15 protein-coding genes and 1 tRNA gene are annotated in these 20,934 nt (G+C 61.6%); 11 read left to right on the forward strand and 5 right to left on the reverse strand.

What is annotated here, in order from left to right; all coding sequences use genetic code 11:
* Nucleotides 1-454 precede the first annotated feature (454 nt).
* The gene (gene xth, locus V6766_RS09120; RefSeq protein WP_448465659.1) at nucleotides 455-1,246 is read left to right on the forward strand and encodes an exodeoxyribonuclease III; all 792 of its coding nucleotides are present in this window, start codon (nucleotides 455-457) and stop codon (nucleotides 1,244-1,246) included.
* A gap of 48 nt (nucleotides 1,247-1,294) precedes the next feature.
* Here the strand turns inward: xth and V6766_RS09125 are convergent, their stop codons facing one another.
* Nucleotides 1,295-2,029 carry a tetratricopeptide repeat protein gene (locus V6766_RS09125; protein ID WP_448465713.1) on the reverse strand — a complete coding sequence of 245 codons (735 nt, stop codon included), beginning with the start codon at nucleotides 2,027-2,029 and terminating at the stop codon, nucleotides 1,295-1,297.
* Nucleotides 2,030-2,635: 606 nt separating this feature from the next.
* Here V6766_RS09125 and V6766_RS09130 point away from each other — a divergent pair.
* Nucleotides 2,636-2,722 (forward strand) — tRNA-Leu (locus V6766_RS09130).
* 377 nt (nucleotides 2,723-3,099) lie between these two features.
* On the opposite strand, the gene V6766_RS09135 is transcribed toward V6766_RS09130, so the two are convergent.
* The gene (locus V6766_RS09135) at nucleotides 3,100-4,179 is read right to left on the reverse strand and encodes a porin (protein WP_448465661.1); all 1,080 of its coding nucleotides are present in this window, start codon (nucleotides 4,177-4,179) and stop codon (nucleotides 3,100-3,102) included.
* A gap of 423 nt (nucleotides 4,180-4,602) precedes the next feature.
* Nucleotides 4,603-8,070: a DNA polymerase III subunit alpha gene (dnaE, locus tag V6766_RS09140; RefSeq protein ID WP_448465663.1), complete on the reverse strand. Its 3,468-nt coding sequence runs from the start codon at nucleotides 8,068-8,070 to the stop codon at nucleotides 4,603-4,605.
* A 593-nt stretch (nucleotides 8,071-8,663) separates the two neighbouring features.
* Between dnaE and V6766_RS09145 the strand changes: the two genes are divergently transcribed.
* From V6766_RS09145 to V6766_RS09185, 9 genes are all read left to right on the forward strand, one after another.
* On the forward strand, nucleotides 8,664-9,755 hold the full coding sequence (locus tag V6766_RS09145; protein WP_448465665.1) for a GntR family transcriptional regulator: 1,092 nt from the start codon (nucleotides 8,664-8,666) through the stop codon (nucleotides 9,753-9,755).
* 78 nt (nucleotides 9,756-9,833) lie between these two features.
* The gene (locus tag V6766_RS09150) at nucleotides 9,834-11,099 is read left to right on the forward strand and encodes a Gfo/Idh/MocA family protein (RefSeq protein ID WP_448465667.1); all 1,266 of its coding nucleotides are present in this window, start codon (nucleotides 9,834-9,836) and stop codon (nucleotides 11,097-11,099) included.
* Entirely contained in the window at nucleotides 11,096-12,649 is a 1,554-nt protein-coding gene (locus V6766_RS09155; protein ID WP_448465669.1) for a hypothetical protein, read from the forward strand. The genes V6766_RS09150 and V6766_RS09155 overlap by 4 nt, the downstream gene beginning before the upstream one ends.
* 182 nt (nucleotides 12,650-12,831) lie before the next feature.
* The gene (locus V6766_RS09160) at nucleotides 12,832-14,100 is read left to right on the forward strand and encodes an ABC transporter substrate-binding protein (RefSeq protein WP_448465671.1); all 1,269 of its coding nucleotides are present in this window, start codon (nucleotides 12,832-12,834) and stop codon (nucleotides 14,098-14,100) included.
* A 67-nt stretch (nucleotides 14,101-14,167) separates the two neighbouring features.
* Nucleotides 14,168-15,112 (forward strand): carbohydrate ABC transporter permease, encoded by a 945-nt coding sequence (locus V6766_RS09165; RefSeq protein ID WP_448465673.1) that lies wholly within the window; start codon nucleotides 14,168-14,170, stop codon nucleotides 15,110-15,112.
* Nucleotides 15,109-15,942 (forward strand): carbohydrate ABC transporter permease, encoded by an 834-nt coding sequence (locus V6766_RS09170; RefSeq protein ID WP_448428542.1) that lies wholly within the window; start codon nucleotides 15,109-15,111, stop codon nucleotides 15,940-15,942. The genes V6766_RS09165 and V6766_RS09170 overlap by 4 nt, the downstream gene beginning before the upstream one ends.
* 4 nt (nucleotides 15,943-15,946) lie before the next feature.
* A complete protein-coding gene (locus V6766_RS09175) occupies nucleotides 15,947-16,948 on the forward strand; it encodes an ABC transporter ATP-binding protein (RefSeq protein WP_448465675.1) in 1,002 nt (333 codons plus the stop codon).
* 9 nt (nucleotides 16,949-16,957) lie between these two features.
* Entirely contained in the window at nucleotides 16,958-17,920 is a 963-nt protein-coding gene (locus V6766_RS09180) for a carbohydrate kinase family protein (RefSeq protein WP_448465677.1), read from the forward strand.
* Nucleotides 17,899-19,299: a sulfatase family protein gene (locus V6766_RS09185; RefSeq protein ID WP_448465679.1), complete on the forward strand. Its 1,401-nt coding sequence runs from the start codon at nucleotides 17,899-17,901 to the stop codon at nucleotides 19,297-19,299. The genes V6766_RS09180 and V6766_RS09185 overlap by 22 nt, the downstream gene beginning before the upstream one ends.
* Nucleotides 19,300-19,347: 48 nt before the next feature.
* On the opposite strand, the gene gmk is transcribed toward V6766_RS09185, so the two are convergent.
* Together gmk and V6766_RS09195 are read right to left on the reverse strand one after the other, a co-directional pair.
* Nucleotides 19,348-19,986 carry a guanylate kinase gene (gene gmk, locus V6766_RS09190; RefSeq protein ID WP_448465681.1) on the reverse strand — a complete coding sequence of 213 codons (639 nt, stop codon included), beginning with the start codon at nucleotides 19,984-19,986 and terminating at the stop codon, nucleotides 19,348-19,350.
* 2 nt (nucleotides 19,987-19,988) lie between these two features.
* Nucleotides 19,989-20,876, reverse strand: a complete 888-nt coding sequence (locus V6766_RS09195) for a YicC/YloC family endoribonuclease (protein ID WP_448465683.1) — start codon at nucleotides 20,874-20,876, stop codon at nucleotides 19,989-19,991.
* Nucleotides 20,877-20,934: the final 58 nt, after the last annotated feature.

Below are 20,934 nucleotides of genomic sequence, written 5' to 3' on the forward strand. Positions count from 1 at the left end.
CTTGTTATCGCTCGCACTTACACGAATGTCCCAAGCAACATCCGTGCCACAAATGTGTCACAAAGCGTTTCATGCGCGCAAGACGTGAAAATTAGGCCCATTGCACGTTTCGCATCTCGGCGACGGCGAGAGACAGGCTGAAGCGGATTGGCCGGCACCCCGGCCATGAGGCACGAATTCATGCAACGAAAACGCGAACTGCTTATTTCTGTGGCAGATCGCAAGGCAAGCGCAGCCGCCGCGCCCTGCCGACCTGCTGTTTGGCCCGTCCTGCCATCGGCCCGGCAAAGAGATGTTGATTAACGCCGGTCGGGGGCTTCCTTGCCCGTGCTTGATCCGGCATGATCGCGCGACCCGGCTGCCGCGACGCACGCGTCGCGAACAATGGCTTTTCCAAAACGCCTGGCACGGGCGAAACGGTTTCCCCAACGCGGTCGTGGATACGGATTTTGACATGAAGATAGCCACCTGGAACATCAACGGCATCAAGGCGCGGCAGGAAAACCTGGTCCGGTGGCTGGAAATGGCATCGCCCGACATTGTTTGCCTGCAGGAGATCAAGTCCGTCGATGAGAATTTCCCGGCCGCCCCATTTCAGGACCTCGGCTATCACGTGGAGACTCACGGCCAGAAAGGCTTCAACGGCGTAGCACTTCTGTCGAAGAAAGCGCCGGAAGACGTCCAGCGCGGCTTTTCGGATGGTCTTGATGATGATCAGTCGCGCTATATCGAGGGGGTCTTCAGCGTGAAGGGTGGGGTGATCCGCGTCGCCTCCATCTATCTGCCGAACGGCAACCCCGTCGACACGCCGAAATACCCCTACAAGCTTGCATGGATGGAGCGTTTGAAAACGCTTGCCAAACAGCGGCTCGACCTTGAGGAACCGCTGGTGCTGGCGGGCGACTACAATGTCATTCCCCGCCCCTGCGACTGCCACGACCCCGCCGTGTGGGCGGGCGACGCCCTGTTCCTGCCGCAGACCAGAGAGGCCTTTTCAGAACTGCTCGGTCTGGGGCTCTACGATGCCGTCGCCGGCGCCGACGAGGCTGGCGGTCAGTATACGTTCTGGGATTATCAGGCCGGAGCCTGGCCGAAGAACAACGGCATTCGCATCGACCATATGCTGCTCTCGGCCGAGGCCGCCGACAGGCTGGTGGCCACCTCGATAGACAAGTCTGTCCGAAGCTGGGAAAAACCATCCGACCATGTGCCGGTGATCTGCCAGATTGAGTGCGACTGGGCCTAGAAACCTTGCCTGGATGCAGGCTGCGCTACACATCCAGCCGTGGTCGCGTCAGGGAGAACCGGTGCTCATGTTGTGCGCGAGCGCGATCGCGCCGCGGCGGTCATTCTCGTCCACCACGGAGAAGCACTTTTCCTGCAGATCACGAATCCAGCTGCAATCGCCGATCTGGCAACGATCGGCCGCCATGGTGAGATAGGCAAGACCGAGAACCGGCTGGCCTTCGTTGAAAATCAGGTCGCCGAAAACGGCCATCGCACTGACATTGCCGTTCTTTCTGGCAAGATTCAGCCATTTCTTGGCCAAGCGCACATTCTTCGCGCCGCCCTCGCCATTTAGGATCATCTGGGCCAGTTGGAACTGCGCTTCCGGATTGCCGAAGACCGAAGCGGCCTGGAAATAGAGCTGGCGGGCTTGCGCCAGGTCCTTCTCCACCGGCGTATCCGGAATGCCGACCTTATAGTAGCCAGCGAGCGCGAGAAGCGCGTTGACATAGAACCCGGTATCGGGCGAGCCAGGCTCGACATCGTGGTTGACGATCTCCGCATAGGCCTTGAAGGCCTCGTAGTCGTTTTCCGGCACGCCATCGCCAAACGCATACATATTCGCGAGCGCCCAGCGCGAGCCGGTATGGCCCTTTTCGGCAGCATAGCGATAGGCTTCAACAGCCTTTTGCTTGTCGCCGTTCTTGTAGGCCTTGAAGCCGAAGCGGAACAGATCGAAACGCCCGGAATCCTTGGGTATGTCGTTGGAGATATCAAAGGCCGATACCGGCGCGCCGGCCATGACGAACAAGCCCGCCGCCACCACATACACGCCTGTCTGTCTCAGAATTGCCTTCATCATCAAACGATTTCACCACGTTGTCGAGGGCGCAAAGATCTTGTCGGATAAAACCGCGATCGCACGTCCGGCGGACTGATGCGCGCTCTGTCTCTTTTCACATGCCCCGTGTTTGTGGCGGGAAATAGACGCTAACGCCGACATCGTTTGTACGAGAGAACTGAAACAATTGCTGTGACAGAAGAGCCACAGTCATCGGATTCATTGGAAAGCGTTAACATGTCGATGATGGGAGAAGACCTCGGCTCTCCCGCCAAGCGCATCGTCCCGCGCTCCAGGCGAGGTCTCGGACAAACGCTGCCGCCGCGCTCAACAAACACTGCCCGGTCATCTTCAGACCCCGTGTGGAACCATCGGCCCAATTGCCTTGCTCTATTGCGGAAGTCGCTTCGCCATACTACACATCGCTCACCGCTTCGCCGATTGCGGGGAAGCGGACGCAGGTTGCGGCTTAACTTCGCCAAAACGCGCGCCGGAAAGGTCGATTCCCCTTCTCCGACGCGACCAGGCGGAAGTCGAGCCATTCCCGTGCTTCGGGAACAACCTGCTGCGGGCGTGGCGAAACTGGTAGACGCAAGGGACTTAAAATCCCTCGACCGGATGGTCATGCGGGTTCGACCCCCGCCGTCCGCACCAACATAGCGGAAACAGAAATCAGGCGCTCTACCGACGCTTCCAGCGATGCACGGTCAGACCCAAAGGCGGCGTATCTTATCCAGATCAGCTCGGCGTTTTACAGCAATACCGCCCGCCTGAGGGAACGATCCGTGCTCACAATCATCAGAAGCGTCTGATCGCCGCTGCAGAGCTGAACGAACTCCGCCTCAGCCAATGCGCCTCGTTGACGTCCGCAGACAAAGCAGGTGCCGACTTTCGTAATCGAAGCCATCCGGACAAACGGCAAGGAGACCCGGCTCGCCAGCCGCAAAGCACAGAGCGCGTCACCGCTCTTCTGCAGAACGAAAAAGCCCGACCAGACGGCCGGGCTTTTCCTGATATCTAAAGGCGTCTTCTTAGAAGTCGCGCTGCAGACGGAACCAACCAGCCCAGTAATCATCAGCATAGTACTGATCAGGCGTGTCGGTGTAACGGAAGTTCAGCTTGGCACTCAGACCTTCGACGATGGTGTAGTCGAAGAGTACGCCAGCGGACCAGAAGTCTTCGTTGTCGGCACCCGGAACGTTAGCCGAGGTCCACTGAAAAGCAGGCGTCATCGCGAAATTGTCGGATACGTTCAGCTTGTAACCGGCGGCCAGAGCCCACTCGGCATATACGCCCGGAATAGCGGTCGGGGTCGCGAGCGAGTAATCCTGGAAGTCGTTGGCACCGTAGGTAACGGCATAAGCGTTCCAGCCGGTTGCATAGATAGCACCGAGGTCAAGAGCGCCCGGGCCAAGCGCCAGCGAGGCCATAGCGCGGAAAGCAGCTTCTTCGCTGTAGGTGTCGTAACCGACATCGAGCTTGGCGCCAACGCCGCCAGCCTGGAAGCCGATACGGCCCGAAACGCCGAGATGCGGTACATTGTCGCCGCTGTTCATCAGGCCGATCATCGAGGGCGTAAGAGCGTCGAGCGAGATACCGCCTACGAAACCGTCGCCGGTGTAGACGTAACGGACCGAGTTGAACTTGGTCTGGCCGTTCAGGTCATCGATTTCGCCGATAAGGCCCTGATCCCAATAGCTGTTGAAGTAACCAGCCTGAAATCCACCAAGCGCGAGGTAGGTCTCGTCGAGGTAGGTAGTGGTGGAAGCGTCATCGGAATAATATTCCGAGTTCAGCGAGATGAAACCGGTCAGAACACCGAGTTCGGTTTCGGTCTTCGAAGAAATGTCGATATGGCCGCGAGTCCATACGTTCCAGCTATCCGGCGAATTCGCACCGGTCTGAGCGTCAATTTGGAAACGGATGTAACCGCCGATATCGAGGCAGGTTTCAGTACCCGGGATGTAGAAGTAGCCGGCACCAAAGGCGTCGCAGATTTCTACATAGTTGGCAGCTACAGGTTCGATGACCACAACCGGGTCGGCCGCCTGGGCGCCGGAAGCTGCCGCGACTGCTGCAGCGGAGCCGAGAAGAAGGCTCTTCACGTTCATAATGACCTCCAAAAGGTTTTAAAGCGGAATGGGTTTTTCGCCTGAGCGTTCCCTGCCCCATTCCGGGTTTCAAGAAGATCGGGCTGTCTAGACCCTCGCTTCTGACTATGAACATACAAGACCGCCGCCCGATCGCAATCATCAATCGCCCGCATAGCCGCCGCCGAGGCTTCCTTACCGGCTTGCTGTTGCCGATACGCAACAAGTTGGGGTCGCGGAACGCCCAAACCTTTACAAAAGGTAAAGAAAACAAGCATCAACAGAGCGGTTCCAGCCAGCCACGGCAAACAGAACACGCCAAAAACGGCGCATACTCTGCGACTTCAACGTGCAAACGCGCCCAACACCCGCCAAAAACGAAGCGAGTCCGACTCTCGACCACCGCAAAAGCGAATCGAACCTGATCACCTCTCCCGCAAGGGGCTAAACGAGTTCGACGTCGACCACGCCCGATACCGCACGCATGGCTGATGCCACTTCCGGGGAAAGCCTGTACTTGCCCGGAAGCTCGACCTCCACTTCACGCAGCCCTTCGTTCTGGATAACCACAAAGGACACGATCCCGTCTCCGCTGCTGTTCAGATGCCGGGACAGCGACGCCAACGGCGAATCATCGCGCAGGTAGACGCGCATTGCGCTTTGCTGGCGCACTGCCTCTTCCTCCAGCGACTGGACCGTCTGTATCCGCATGCCGATGCCTTCGGGACGGACATCGGCCGCCACGGTGATAACAACGGAGGTTCCCGGTTCCAGAAGGTCGCGGTATTGATAAAGCATCTCGGAAAACAGCACCGCCTCGAACTGGCCGGTCGCATCCGAAAGCGTGATGATGCCCATACGGTTGCCCGTGCGTGTCTTGCGCTCCTGCTTGGCCACCACCGTGCCGGCCAGGCGTCCGCGGCCGGCGCCATTCTTCACCGAGAGCGAAAAATCGGCGAAGCTCTGGACGCGCATGCGCGACAATATATCGGCATAGGCATCAAGCGGATGTGCGGTCTGATAAAAACCCAGCATCTGGAACTCCCGCATTAGCCGCTCCGAATCCGGCATCGGGGTATAGTCCGGCAGCGTGATCTGCGGCAGGTCGCCGGCGCTGCCGAAAATGTCCGCCTGGCCGCTGGTCTTGTCATCCTGGCTGCGCTGCGCCAGGCCGATGATGCGATCGAGCCCGGCCAGAAGTGCGGCGCGATCCTTGCCGAAGCAATCGAAGGCGCCCGCGCAAATCAGGCTTTCGAGCACTCTGCGGTTGACGAGCTTCGGATCGATCCGCCGCGCAAAATCCTCGAGGCTATCGAACGCCCGGTCCCCTCTGACCGCAACAATATGGTCGACCGCTGCCTCGCCCACGCCCTTGATCGCCGCGAGCGCATAGAAGATCCGCCCTTCGCCCGGCTCGAAATGCCGGTAACTGGTCTGCACCGAGGGAGCGACGACCTCGATGCCGAGGCGCTTTGCATCATGACGAAAATCGTTCAGTTTTTCGGTATTGGCCATATCAAGCGTCATCGACGCTGCAAGGAACTCGACCGGATAATGCGCCTTCAGGAAGGCCGTATGATAGGACACGATCGCATAGGCGGCGGCGTGGGACTTATTGAAGCCGTAATTGGCGAATTTCGCCAGGAGATCGAAAATCTCGTTGGCCCGCTGCTTCTTGACGCCCTTTTCCACCGCGCCATCGACAAAGCGAACCCGCTGCTTGTCCATCTGCTCCTTGATCTTCTTGCCCATGGCGCGGCGCAGAAGGTCGGCTTCGCCGAGCGAATAGCCCGCCAGCACCTGCGCCACCTGCATCACTTGTTCCTGATAGATGATCACACCCTGGGTCTCTGCGAGCAGCGGATCGATCAGCGGATGGATCGACTCGATCTCCTCCTCATTATGCTTGCGGGCATTATAGACCGGGATATTCTCCATCGGGCCCGGACGATAGAGCGCCACCAACGCGATCAGATCCTCGATGCGGTCCGGCCGCATGCCGATCAGCGCCTTGCGCATGCCCGCGCTTTCCACCTGGAACACGCCGACCGTCTCGCCGCGCGCCAGCATCTCGTAAGATTCGGCATCATCCAGCGGGACGAGCGAAAGATCGACCGTGATACCGCGGCGAGCAATGAAGTCGACTGCGGTCTTCAACACCGTCAGCGTCTTCAGCCCCAGAAAGTCGAACTTCACAAGGCCGGCCTGCTCCACCCATTTCATATTGAACTGGGTAACCGGCATGTCGGAGCGCGGATCGCGATACATCGGCACCAGCTGCGACAACGATCGGTCACCAATAACAATGCCCGCCGCATGGGTCGAGGCATGGCGATAAAGCCCCTCGATCTTCTGCGCGATCGCGAGCAGCCGACCGACGATCGGTTCCTCCTCCGCAGCTTCCTGGAATTTGGGTTCGTCCGCGATCGCCTGAGCGAGCGTCACGGGGTTGGCGGGATTGTTGGGAACGAGTTTGGAGATGCGGTCAACCTGACCATAGGGCATTTCGAGCACGCGGCCGACGTCGCGCAGCGCCGCGCGGGCCTGCAGCGACCCGAAGGTGATAATCTGGGCAACCTGCGCGCGGCCGTATTTCTCCTGCACGTAGCGGATGACTTCCTCACGCCGGTCCTGGCAGAAGTCGATATCGAAGTCCGGCATCGATACGCGTTCGGGATTGAGGAAGCGTTCGAACAGCAGCGAGAAACGCAGGGGATCCACATCCGTGATCGTCAGGGCGTAGGCGACCAGCGAGCCCGCGCCGGAGCCGCGGCCGGGCCCGACCGGTATATCGCGCTCCTTCGACCATTTAATGAAGTCGGCAACGATCAGGAAGTAGCCCGGAAACTTCATGCCTTCGATCACGCCGAGTTCGTAATCGAGCCGCTCGAAATAATCTTCGCGCGTGTGGCCCGGGCTCAGACCCACATGGGCAAGCCTCGCCTCCAGCCCTTCGCGCGCCTGCCGGCGCAGCTCCGCGGCTTCCGCCCGCTCCGCCTCTTCGGGATCATCTGAGGCGCCGGTGAAACGCGGCAGAATGGGCATGCGGGTATCGAGCACGAAGCTGCATCGGCGCGCGATCTCCACGGTGTTCTCGATCGCTTCCGGCAGATCGGCAAACAGAGCCGCCATTTCATCCTGCGACTTCAGATAGTGATCCGGAGTCAGTCTGAAACGGCGATCATCCGATACAATGGCGTTGTGCGCCACCGCCATCAGCGCATCATGCGCCTCGAAATCATCGCGGGTCGGGAAAAACGCCTCGTTGGTCGCAACCAGCGGCAGATCGAGCTCATAAGCGAGAGCGATGACCCGACGCTCGTGCTGGACGTCGAAGTTGCCGTGTCGCTGCACTTCGACATAGAGCCGGTCACCGAAAGCGGATTTCAGGAATGCGAGCCTTTCGGCGGCCTTCGCCTCGAATCCGGAGATAACGGCCTCGTCGATCGGCCCGGTCCGCCCTCCGGTGAGCGCGATCAAACCGTCCGAATGCGCGCTGAGCCATGACTTCGTTATATATGTGCTGTCATGCCCCTCTCCGCCGAGATAGGCCTCGCTGACAAGATGCATGAGATTGGCATAGCCGGTCGGATCGGCAGCGAGCAGCACGATCGAAGGTTTCTTCGGCGGCAGATGCCCGCCGCTGCGGCGCTCGCCGTCGCCGCCATCCTCCATATCGATCGACAACTGGCAGCCGATGATCGGCTGGAGCCCCTCGCCCACTGCCTTCTGGGAAAACTCCAGCGCGCAGAAGAGATTATTGGTATCGGTCACCGCAATTGCGGGTTGCCTGTCGGCCACGGCCAGCTTCATCACCGTTTTCAGCGGCAGCGCCCCCTCAAGCAGCGAATAGGCCGAGTGAACGCGCAAATGCACGAAACGAACCGCCTGCTCTTTGCCTTCAGCCTGCATCTCGAGATCACTCCTTCACCGCCGCCAAATCAGATACGTCACCCGATTTTGGCAGGCGAGCAACGCCGGTGCAATCGCTCGTCTCGCAATGCACAGAAACCTATAGCGAACTGACGATCAAAGCCATGCTGGCCAGAAACAGGCTGACTGAGAAGAAAGCCGCGATGTCGCGCAGAATATCGGTCATGATTGCCTCCGTTTTGCTTATAGTCCTTTTATGTTCTATTTTTGTTCTAATTGCAAGCCGGTTTATTGCCGACGAAGTCAGACCACAGCGCACGAAGAGACTCGAAATCCGTGCAAGCATCTGAAAATATGTACTATATTGATAGAAGTCCGTTCCTGAAAAAAACGCGACGGAGGCCGTTCTCCGGCACCTGTATTCAGGTTTGATGCGCAGTTCGATCCGCCATGCGCACGCTCCCGGCGCCGTAATTCGGGCTCGACAAGGCCGAAGACTTCGCCCAAAGCCCTCGACCGCGAAAACGCGACAGACGAACCCGATTTTGCCTTTCCGGATAGCCCCGATCGAAAGCAGTCCCAAACTGCAGCCGCGACTTGCGTTGGATATAATTTATACTCATAATACCCATATGCAGAACAAGACCAAACGGGTCGTCGCCGCGATCGGTCGGTGGGCGGAAGAGAGGATCGACAAGGCATCGCCCGGTGAAAGGCTTCCGACCGTTCGCCATCTGATGCGCGAATTCGGAACGGCGCAGCGCTCCGTGGAGGCGGCGCTGAAGCCATTTCTCGAAGACGGCCGCCTGATTGCCCGCCCCGGCGCGGGCATCGTGGTCGCCGGCAAGAGCGAGGATAAGGCGCCCGACAGCTATGCCGCGGATCTCCTGATCCTCTACCGCAATTCCGACAGCAGGCTGGCGCGGGTCACGCTGCAGGAGGTCGCCACGCGGATAAAGTCCGCCGGCTTTTCGGTGTTGCAGCTCGGCTTTTCGAGCGACGCCCAGGCGATCGACGTGCTGGAACGGATCGGGCGGTTCCGGGCCTGCCTGATCCAGGTGAATTTCGAGATACTGACGGTCGCATTCCTCGCCGCGCTTCACCGGCAGGCCGACCATATCGTCATCGATGGCGTTTCGGCGACGGGCATCGATGTTGACGCCATCGGCACCAACTGGCGCGAGGCGCTGTCGATCGCCTTCCGGACATTCAGGGAAAGCGGCCACGAGAGGATCGCGTTTCTCACGTCAGCGCATCATGCCCGCCAGATTGCCATGGCGCGCCGCGAGTTTCACCTGCTCGGCAGTTTTCTGCCCGATCCCGACCAACGCTTTCTGATCGAGCTGAACGCACTGCCTGGCAGCTACCAGATCGATGACATCGCCGCGGCCATCGGTCGGCATGCCGATGCCGAGGGGCGGCTTCCGTTCACGGCGTTGATCGCCTGGGGCGTCGTCGAAGGTTTCATTCTGGAACGCGCCCTCGCCAGGCTCGGCCTTGAGGCGGGCCGCGACCTCAGCGTCATCATGCTCGGCAGCACGGATTTTCAGTCGGAGCATCTCGGCCGGTTCGATGTGGTCGGCAACAGCCATGACGAGAAGCTTGCGGTGTTCGAGCGGATCATCCGTGAACGGATCGCCGACAGGCCGGAGGAGCCGCAAACCCATTATCTCCCCATTTCCTACGTCCGCCATGGATCGGTGATCGATCTCCACACCGACTGAGTACATCAATTATTGTACACATATATATACTCAAATAGCATCCGATGCCGATAACAAGAACAAGTTCAGAGGCATTGCATGCTCCAGGAGCCGGTCCAGCAGAAAACCACGGGCGTCGCCATTATCGGCGCGGGCGAGCGCGGCATCTATTATGTCGGCTCGCGCATGGCCGAAATCGCGGCGGAGACCGGCTTTCGCATCATCGGCGTGTTCGACCGGCTGGAAGACCGCGCCAGCTATGCTGCCGACCATCTGAACGGGCTCTATGGCAAGGCGGGCATCCGCCATGCCGTGCGGGTTTTTGAAAGCCTGGAAGCTGCCGTTGCGGATCCGGCCGTCGATCTCGTAATCGTCACCACCCATACCAATGCCCATCGCGAGCCGGTGGAGGCAGCGATCGCGGCCGGCAAGCGCGTCTATCTCGACAAGCCGATCTCGGTGACGATTGATGACGCCGAGGCCATTCAGGCGGCGGAAAGGCGCTCCGGTCAGCCAGTGCTTATGGCGTTCACCCGGCGCTACGAGAAGCCGTGGATCGAGACGGTGAAGCTTGCCCATTCCGGCCGCATCGGCGATCCGCAAATGATCCTGCTGCGCTCGGTCATTCCCTATACCCGTTATCTCCAGCTCTGGCACCGCAAGCAGGCGCTGTCGGGCGGCGCGCTCAACGACAAGTGTTCGCACCATTTCGATGTGCTGAACTGGGTTGCACGGTCGCCGCCGCTTTCCGTCACCGCCGTCGGTGGCCGCAGCAATGTGTTCCCGCCCGATCCGAACGCGCCGGAACGCTGTTCGCTCTGCGACCGCGACTGTCCCTATCGCCGCCATGAAACGCTGGTGGACCGCTTCGAGGGCGCCGGCGCCATCGCCAATCCGAGCTGGGGCGAGGCCGCGCTGCCGGAAGACCGCAACGACACCTGCGTCTATCGGCCAGGCGCGGATATCGACGATCACGCAATCGTCACCATCCGCTATGAGAACGGCGTTTCGGCCTGTCTGTTCTTCGCCATTTTCGGCCCCTGGGCCGAAGATCAGGAAACGCTGGAAGTTGTCGGCTCTTCCGGTCGTATCCGGATGGAGCGTCATTCGGGCGAAATCGACATCGTCGAGGATTATGGCCGCAAGCACGGCACACTCGGCTTCACCAGCCCGGACCGCGGCTCGACCCATTTCGGCGCCGATCTCGAGCTCGTGCGCACGCTCCGCCGCTTCATGGACGGGGAAAACCCGCCCGTTGGCATCGACGACGGCGTCGCCTCGCTCAGGATCGTCCTGGCGGCCCAGAAATCCATGAAGAATGGCGGCATGCCCGTCGATCCGGAAACCCAGGAGTTTTCGCAATGACGCGCCGTTTCCCCGAACGTCTCACACCACTCGCCAACCGGCTCGGCCTTCAGCCGCTGTTCGGCGATATCCACAATCACTGCGCCCTCTCCTATGGCCATGGCCGGCTGGAAGATGCGCTTGCGCGGGCCGCGCTGCAGCTCGATTTCGTCTCAATCACCGGCCACGCGGCCTGGCCCGATATGCCGGTCGACGTGCCGGAGGTGGCCCATATCGTCGATTTCCACGTCAAGGGTTTCGCGAAGCTGAAGGCCAACTGGAAGGATCATTTCGAGGTTCTGAAGACCTTCGAGAATCCCGGCCGCTTCGCCGTGTTTCCCGGATACGAGATCCATTCGTCGGAACATGGCGACTACACGATCGTCTATGGCGACCTCGATGTCGCCGAGCCTGAACTCGCCGACAGCCCGGCGGCGCTGAAGCAGGCGCTTCACAAGGCCAAGGGCGACAACGCCCTCGCCTTCCCGCACCATATCGGCTACCGGCAGGGCGCGCGCGGCATCAACTGGGACACGTTCGATCCCGAACTCTCGCCCTTCGTCGAGATGTTCTCGATGCATGGCTGCGCGGAGGAATCGGAATCCGAACGCTCCTACCTGCATTCCATGGGACCGGTGAACGGCGCATCGACCATGCGCGCGGGGCTGAAGCGCGGCGCGGTCTTCGGCGTGGTCGGCAATACCGATCATCACTCAGCCTTCCCCGGCTCCTATGGCCATGGCCGCATGGCGGTCTATGCCGGAGATGACAGCCGGGACGCCATATTCGCGGCCATGCGGGCGCGCCGCACCAATGCGCTGACCGGCGACAATATTCATCTGCTGACGGCGATCGGCGATGCCGTTCAGGGCGGCATCGCCGCGCCGTCGCCTGATGCCGCGCTGGAGATCGAGGCCATCGGCGGTGGGTTCATCGACGCAATCGACATCTTCCGCAACGGCGAACTGTTCGAGCGCATCTCGCCCGAGCTGAGCCCCGCGCCGATCGAGGCCGAGAGCGAAGCGGAGACCATCCTGTTTGTCGAGCTCGGCTGGGGCGCGCGCGGCAGGAGCCATGACTGGACGGGCGAACTCCGTCTCGAAGGCGGTGAGATTCTTGGCCTTGAGCCCAGGTTCCGCGGCGCGGAGATCGTCTCGCCGCTCGAAGGCCAGGATGAGGCCGCGAGGCTGCCGACGCTCAGGCTTGAAGAAGGCAACGTGCGGTTCTCCGTCACGGCCGCGGCCAACCCCAACAACGTCACCTCCGCCACCCAGGGCTTCGCCCTCCGGCTGAAAGCGAGGCCCGGGGCGCGGCTGAAGGCGAGGCTTTCGGGCAAGCAGCTCGATATTCCGCTCGACCAGCTCTTCGAGGGCGCGCTCTCGGGCAATCTCGGCCCGATCGACAGCCCCGCCTATCGCTTCCACGCCCTGCCCCGGCCGCACCAGTGGCAATGGCATGGCGCGGTCGCGCTCGGCGCATTGGCCGACGGCGAAAACATCTATGTGCGACTGCGCGAGAAGACCGGGCAGATGGCCTGGACCTCGCCGATTTTCTGCAGAAGGGAGGCGTGAGACGAAACAGGCGAAACCGCCGGATCTCAAAATCCGGCTCATGTGGGCAATGACGGCAGGGCCGCGATACGGCGATGCGTCGGTTTGCCCGGACAACAGGAAAGCGGCCCCCGATGGACCGGCTTTCAGACGCGGGAACTTTTGAAAACCGGACCTGACAAAGGCCGGAGGGAGAACAGGCAATGAAGCATTTTGGAAAATTCACGGGCGTTCTGCTCGCCGCAAGCGCGCTGATGTCGGTTTCGGCCGGCGCCGTCGAACTCAACATCGTCCATGGCGCGATCGGCAAGGACAATGAGGTCCTGCGCAAGGAGCTCGACCGCTATGAGGAGATGACCGGCAACACCGTCAACATCGTCTCCATGCCGGAATCGACGACCGACCAGTTCGGCCAGTACAAGCTCTGGCTTTCGGCCAAGTCGCCGGATATCGACGTCTACCGCATCGACGTCATCGGCGCGCCCCAGCTCGCCAGCCATTTCGTCGATCTGACGGAGGCGACCGCCGATATCATCGACCAGTTCGTGCCGGCAGCCGTCGAATCGCAGACCGTCGATGGCAAGCTCGTCGCGCTGCCGATGTTCCTCGGCGCCCCGGCGCTCTATTACCGCAGCGATCTTCTGGAAAAATACGATCGGCCCGTTCCCGAGACCTGGGATGAAATGACCGAGACCGCGCAGATCATCATGGATGGCGAGCGGGCCGAGGGCAATGGCGACATGTGGGGCTTCGTGTTCCAGGGCGCGCCCTATGAGGGGCTCACCTGCAACGGCCAGGAATGGATCTATTCCTATGGCGGCGGCCGCATCGTCGAACTCGACGGCTCGATCGCGATCAACAATCCGGAAGCGGCCGAAGCGCTGAACATGGCGAAATCCTGGGTCGGCACCATCGCGCCGCAGGGCGTGCTCAACTACATGGAAGAGGACGCGCGCGGCGTGTTCCAGTCGGGCAATGCCGTGTTCATGCGCAACTGGAACTACGCCTATGCGCTGGCCGATGGCGACGATTCCCCGGTCAAGGGCAAGTTCGACGTGACCACGCTGCCGGTCGGCGGCGAAGGCGACAGCTCGGCGGCGACGCTCGGCGGCTGGCACCTTGCCGTTTCCAAATATTCGCCCAATCCGGAGGAGGCGATCGAACTGGTGAAGTTCCTCAACAACTTCGAAAACCAGAAGGAACGCGCGATCGAAACCTCGCGACCGCCGACGGTGACCGCCGTCTACGACGATCCGGAAGTGGCCGAGGCCCAGCCCTTCATCCCGCGCTGGAAGCCGGTGGTGCTGAACGCCCTGCCGCGTCCGTCCGCCGCCACCAAGCGCAAATATAACGAGGTCTCCTCGGAGTTCTGGACCGCCGTGCATGATACGCTTTCGGGCGATGGCACCGCCGAGCAGAACCTCGCCAAGCTGGAAGCCAAGCTGAAGCGCCTGCGCGGCAACGGCTGGTAAGACAAGACGGCGCCGCCCGCATTGCCGGCGCGGCGCCGTTTTTCGCAAGAGAAGAAGGGAACGGAACATGGCAGAACCGGTCGAAAAATCGACCCTGTCGCAACAGCGCGTCGTCTCGGCCTGGGTGTTCCTGGCGCCGATGCTGGCGGTGTTGGCCGTGGTCGCGGTCTATCCGCTGGTCAGAACGATCTATTTCGGCTTCACCGATGCCTCGATCGATTTTCCGGGCGAAGCGCAATGGATCGGCTTCCGCAACTATCTCGAATATCTCGACTATGGCGACGGCACCGGCGAGTTCTACGGGCTGCTGGCCGATCCCGACTGGTGGCGGGCGGTCTGGAACACACTGCGCTTCACCTTCTTCTCGGTTCTGTTTGAAACCATTTTCGGCATGATCATCGCGCTCGTGCTGAACACCCAGTTTCCCGGCCGCGCGCTGGTCCGCGCCGCCGTCCTCATCCCCTGGGCAATCCCCACTATCGTTTCCGCCAAGATGTGGGCCTGGATGATGCATGACCAGTTCGGCATTCTGAACGATATCCTGATGAAACTGCACATCATCGCCGAGCCGGTGGCCTGGACGGCCAACCCGGATACCGCGCTTCTCGCCGTGCTGATCGTCGATATCTGGAAGACCACGCCGTTCATGGCGCTGCTGATCCTCGCCGGCCTGCAGATGGTGCCGAAGGACATGTATGAGGCGGCGAAGCTCGACGGCATTCATCCCGTCCGCGTGTTCCGCAAGGTCACCCTGCCGCTGATCATGCCGGCGGTGCTGGTAGCGATCGTATTCCGCGCGCTCGATGCACTGCGCGTCTTCGACATCGTCTATGTGCTGACCCCCAACAATGCCAACACCGCCACCATGTCGGTGTTCGCGCGCGAGAACCTTTTCGATTTCGACCAGTTCGCCTATGGCTCGGCGGCCTCCACGCTGCTGTTCCTGATCATCGCGCTGCTCACGATCGGCTTCATCCGCGCCACCCGCATGAACCTTGGAGGCGACAGATGACCATCCCCGCTCCCGTCAAACGCATCGCGTTTTACGCGCTCGTTCTGGTCATCCTCGTCCAGGCGCTGTTTCCCTTCTACTACGCAATCCTGACCTCGCTGGAAAACGGCCAGGCGCTGTTCGAGGTCAATTATCTGCCGAAGGCGGTCACCTTCGACAATTACCAGCACATGCTGACCGACGGCGTCTTCGGCCACCAGATCTTCAACTCGATCTTCGTCGCCACTGTGGTCGTGATCTTCTCGCTGTTTCTCGGCGTCACAGCGGCCTTTGCGCTGAGCCGCATCCGTTTCCGGGGCCGCGGGCTGCTGCTGTTCACCATCCTGTCGGTGTCGATGTTTCCGCAGATCGCGGTGCTTTCCGGCTTGTTCGAGCTGATCCGCAATTTCGGCCTGTTCAATTCGCTCTGGTCGCTGGTGTTCTCCTACATGATCTTCACCCTGCCCTTCACGGTCTGGGTGCTGACCACCTTCATGCGCGATATGCCGATCGAGATCGAGGAAGCTGCGATCATGGACGGCGCCTCGTCGTTTACCATCATCCGCCGCATCTTCCTGCCGCTGATGTGGCCGGCGATGGTGACGACGGGGCTGCTCGCCTTCATCCACGCCTGGAACGAGTTCCTGTTCGCCCTCACGTTTCTCTCCACCGACAGCCAGCGCACCGTGCCGGTGGCGATCGCGATGATTTCCGGCCTTTCCGAGTTCGAGGTGCCGTGGGGCAACATCATGGCGGCCTCGGTGATCGTCACCGTGCCGCTGATCGCGCTCGTACTCGTCTTCCAGCGCAAAATCGTTTCCGGCCTCACCGCCGGCGCCGTGAAAGGATAATCTCATGGCCTCCATCGAACTGAAGAAAATCTGCAAGTCCTTCGGCCATGTCGAGGTGCTGAAGGATATCGACCTCAATCTCGAAAAGGGCGAGTTCGTCGTCTTCGTCGGCCCTTCCGGTTGCGGCAAGTCCACGCTGCTGCGCCTGATCGCCGGTCTGGAGGATATCTCCGGCGGCGACCTGATGATCGACGGCGAGCGCGTGAACAATGTGCTGCCGGCAAAGCGCGGCATCTCCATGGTGTTCCAGTCCTACGCGCTCTACCCGCACATGACAGTCTACGAGAACATGGCCTTCGGTCTGGAACAGGCGAAACTCAACAAGGCGGAGGCCGACAAGCGCATCCGCGAGGCGGCCGAGATGCTGCAGATCACGCCCTATCTCGACCGCAAGCCCCGCCAGCTTTCCGGCGGCCAGCGCCAGCGCGTCGCCATCGGCCGGGCGATCACCCGCCAGCCGCGCATCTTCCTGTTCGACGAGCCGCTGTCGAACCTTGATGCAGCACTTCGGGTCGATACCCGGATCGAGATTGCAGCGCTCCACAAACGCATGAAGGGCGTCACCATGATCTATGTGACCCATGACCAGGTCGAGGCGATGACGCTTGCCGACAGGATCGTGGTGCTGAACGCGGGGCATGTGGAACAGGTCGGCACGCCGATGGAGCTCTACATGAAGCCCGCCAGCCGCTTCGTGGCCGAATTCATCGGCTCGCCGCGCATGAATGTGATCGAGGGCGACATTGCTGAGGGGTTCGGCGCGGCGGCCTGCGGCATCCGACCGGAACATCTCGCGATCTCGCGTGAGAGCGGACTCTGGAACGGGAAAGTGCTGCTTTCAGAGGATCTTGGAAGCGATACTTACATTCATGTCGAAACCGAAAATACCGGCATGCTGAATGTCCGCGCGCCGGGCGCGCAGGATTTCGAAGCCGGCGAGACGGTCTTTGTGACGCCGGACGAGACGGCGCTGCATCGCTTCGACGCTGCCGGCGCGGCGATCTAGGAGACCGGCATGAACAGCAGACCACCCGAACCGCCGCGCCCGATCTGCGTCATCGGCAATGCCAATCTCGACCTCGTGGCCGGCAGCATCGATGACTGGCCGGAATGGGGAACGGAGGTGTTTCTCGAACGCTCGGATTTCCGGATCGGCGGATCGGCGGCCAATACCGCGCTCGTGCTCCAACGGCTCGGCCACCCCGTCGGCCTCGTCTCGGCGACCGGCAGCGATGCGGCGGGCGCGATGATCACCCGCCAGTTTGCCGGCGCGCTTGACAGGATCGCGACCCGGCCCGGCCCGACATCGATGTCCGTCGGCATCTTGCAGAAAGGCGGCGAGCGCAGTTTCTTTTCCACCAACGGCCATCTCGACGGGCTCGATGCCGCCTTCTTCTCCGCCACGCTGGAAGACTGGCCGCTTTCCGGGGCGATCGCGCTGGTCTCCGGCGGCTTCGCCCTGCCCGGCCTGATGGCGGAGCACACGGCGTTTCTGGGGCAGCTGAGGGCGCGCGGCGCAACCATTGCCATCGATCCCGGCTGGCCGGGCGAAGGCTGGAGCGATGCCGCCATCGCCAGTGCCCGCGCATGGATCGGCCTTGCCGACCATATCCTGCTGAACGACAAGGAGGCGCTCGGCCTTTCCGGCGAAAACGCCGTCCACGCCGCCTGCCGGGCGCTCGCCCCCCATATGCGCCCCGATGCCGCGCTGGTTGTAAAGCGCGGTCCTGAAGGCGCCGCCTGCTACCGGCATCGCAACTATATCATCGAACAGGCCCGCCCTCTTGACGTGATCGACACGGTCGGCGCCGGAGATGCCTTCAACGCGGGCTATCTCAGCGCCGTCGCGGAAGGGGCATCCGAACGCGCGGCGTTGAGGCGCGGCATCGATGTCGCCTCCGCCGTGATCAGCGAATTTCCCCGCAGCAGCTCTGCGATCGAACGGAGCGATGTCTCATGCGCAATATCCTCCTCCTGATCGCCGACGATCTCGGCCGGATGACGGGTTGCTACGGCGAGACCGCGATCGCGACGCCGAATATCAACCGGCTTGCCGAAACCGGCACGCGCTTCGACATGGCGTTCACGTCAACCGCCTCATGCTCGGCCAGCCGCTCGGTGATCTATACCGGCCTCCACACCCATGAGACCGGGCAATACGGCCTCAACCACCACCAACACCATTTCATGACCTTCGATCATGTGGAAACCGCCCCGGCGCTTTTGAACGCGGCCGGGATGAAGACCGGGATCATCGGCAAGATCCATGTCGGGCCGGATGCCGTCTATCCCTGGCAGGTGCGCGAGGAAAGCTGGGAACGCGATGTGCGCCGGGCCGCCGACCGCGCCGCAACCTTTTTCGGGGATGCGAAGGTGGAGGAAAAACCCTTCTTCCTGACCATCGGCTTCATCGATCCGCACCGGGATGAAACGCGCGGTGGGTTCGGCAATGACCGCGCCTATCCCGGCGTCGAGGATCGCGTCTTTGCGCCGAAGGACGTCGCCGTCCCGCCCTTCCTGACGGACCTGCCGGAAGTGCGCCAGGAGCTCGCCGATTATTACCGCTCAATCCATCGCCTCGACCAGGGCGTCGGCATGGTGCTGGATGAACTGGAGAAGTCGGGCCTTGCCGATGACACGCTCGTCGTCTTCCTCTCCGATAATGGTTCGCCCTTCCTCAATTCCAAGACCACGCTCTACGATGCCGGCGTGCACCTGCCGCTGATCATCCGCAAACCCGGCGGCCGCGCGGGCGTCGCCAATCCCAACCTGGTGTCCTTCACCGATATCCTGCCGACCTTTCTCGACTGGGCGGGGCACGCCACCCCGCCTGGCCAGCGCAGGGGCCGCTCACTGCTCCCCATTCTCGAATCAGACACGCTTGAGGACGACTGGCAGGCGGTATTCGGCTCCCACACCTTCCACGAGGTGACGAACTACTGGCCGACGCGCTTCATGCGGACCACGCGTTACAAATATCACCGCAACGTCGCCTGGCAGCTCGATTTCCCCTTCTCCGGCGACCTTTACGGCTCGCTGACCTGGGAGGGCATCCGCAACCAGACCCCGGCAATGATCGGCAGGCGATCGGTCAAAGGCTATGTCCGCCGCCCGCCCGAGGAACTCTACAACCTGGAAGCCGACCCGCACGAAGTAAACAATCTGGCCGACGACCCCGCTCACCGCGATCGCCTGCTGGAAATGCGGGCCGCGACAGAAGCCTGGCAGCGGGAGACCCGCGACCCTTGGCTCTATCGCGACGGCGTATCGCTGCGCGCGATCGAAAAGCACATCGAAAGCGGGCTTGCCGTACCAGATCGCTTCGATTTCGACCCGGACAATCCCGGCTCGCGATAACCTATCTGATATCCGAGGCCGGCCTGCCCGCTGAGATCGCCGGCGCGGCTAGTTCCCGAGCAGCCGCTCGACATGGCGCGGGATTGCCGTTTCGCGTTCGCGCTTGGCGCGTTCGGCGCGCAGGATCGAGCGGACGAGGTCGTAGGCGTCGTCGAGGTCGTCGTTGATGACGACATATTCGTAGTCTCGCCAGTGCGAGATTTCGCCGGTGGCGTTCTTGAGGCGCACTTCCATGGCGGCCTTGCTGTCTTCCGCGCGGGCCAGAAGCCGGGCCCTCAGCGCCTCCATCGAGGGCGGCAGCACGAAGATGCCGACAACATCGTCGGGCATGGCCTGCTTCAGCTGCTCGGCGCCCTGCACATCGATATCGAACAGCACGTCGCGACCGGCGGCAAGCGATTGTTCGACGGCGGCCTTCGGCGTGGCGTAGTAATTACCGTGCACTTCCGCCCACTCCAGAAACGCGCCCTGGTCGCGCTTCTTCATGAAGCCGTCAGGGTCCATGAAGAAATAGTGCACGCCCTCGCGTTCGCTCGCGCGGATCTGCCGCGTGGTAGCGCTGATCGAAAGATCGATCATCGGGTCTTCGGCGAGAAGCCGCCGTGCGATCGTCGATTTCCCGGCGCCAGAGGGGGCCGCCAGCACCAGCATCACGCCCCGTCGTCTGCCCGTTTCGCTCACGTCCATGCTCACTCCAGATTCTGCAATTGCTCGCGAAACTGATCGACAACCGTTTTTAGTTCAAGTCCGGCAGCCGTCACTTCCACCGAATTGGACTTGGAGCAGATCGTATTGGTCTCGCGGTTGAATTCCTGCGCGAGGAAGTCGAGCCGTCGCCCGCACGGCCCGGGCTCGGCCAGCAGCGCGCGGGCGGCCATCACATGGGCGCGCAGCCGGTCGATTTCCTCGCGGATATCGGATTTCGTGGCCAGCAGCACCGCCTCGGCATAGAGCCGATCGCTTTCGAGCGAGGGGGCCGCCTCCAGAAGCCGCTGCACCTGTTCGGCAAGTTTCGCTGCGATCACGGCGGGCTGGCGCGAGGGGTCCGCCTCGATATCGTCCGTCAGCGCCTCGATCGCATCGACCTGCCCTTGCAGCACGGCGACGATCTTCTCGCCCTCCTCCGCCCGCATCGAAGCGAGCCGATCGATTGCGAGTTCCAGATCGCGCAGGATCAGCGCTTCGCGTTTTTGCAGGGTCTCGCCGCGCTCCTCCGCCTCGCGCAATTCGGCGATGCCGCGAATCGCCAGCAATCCTTCGAGCGACAGGCGCGAATCATCCAGCCTGGAAGCAAGCCGGGTCTTGAGATCGAGTACGGCCTCGAGCGCGCTGTCATTGACGGCCAGTTCCAGCTTGCTGTCCGATACGCTGAGGTTGAGCGCAACCTGCACATTGCCGCGCGTCAGCCTTGCGGCGGCAAGCTTTCTGACAGCGCTTTCCAGATGGTCAAAACCCTGCGGCAGCCTGAGACGCAGATCGAGGCCCTTGCCGTTGACCGAACGCAGCTCCCAGGTCCAGCGATAGCGATCAAACTGACCCTGACTGCGGGCAAAACCTGTCATCGATTGCTGTGTCATGGTCCCTCGCTAACGCTCGCGTGGCGGCACACTACAGGATTTGACGCAACGTCGGAAC

This window comes from Martelella sp. AMO21009, assembly GCF_053484295.1.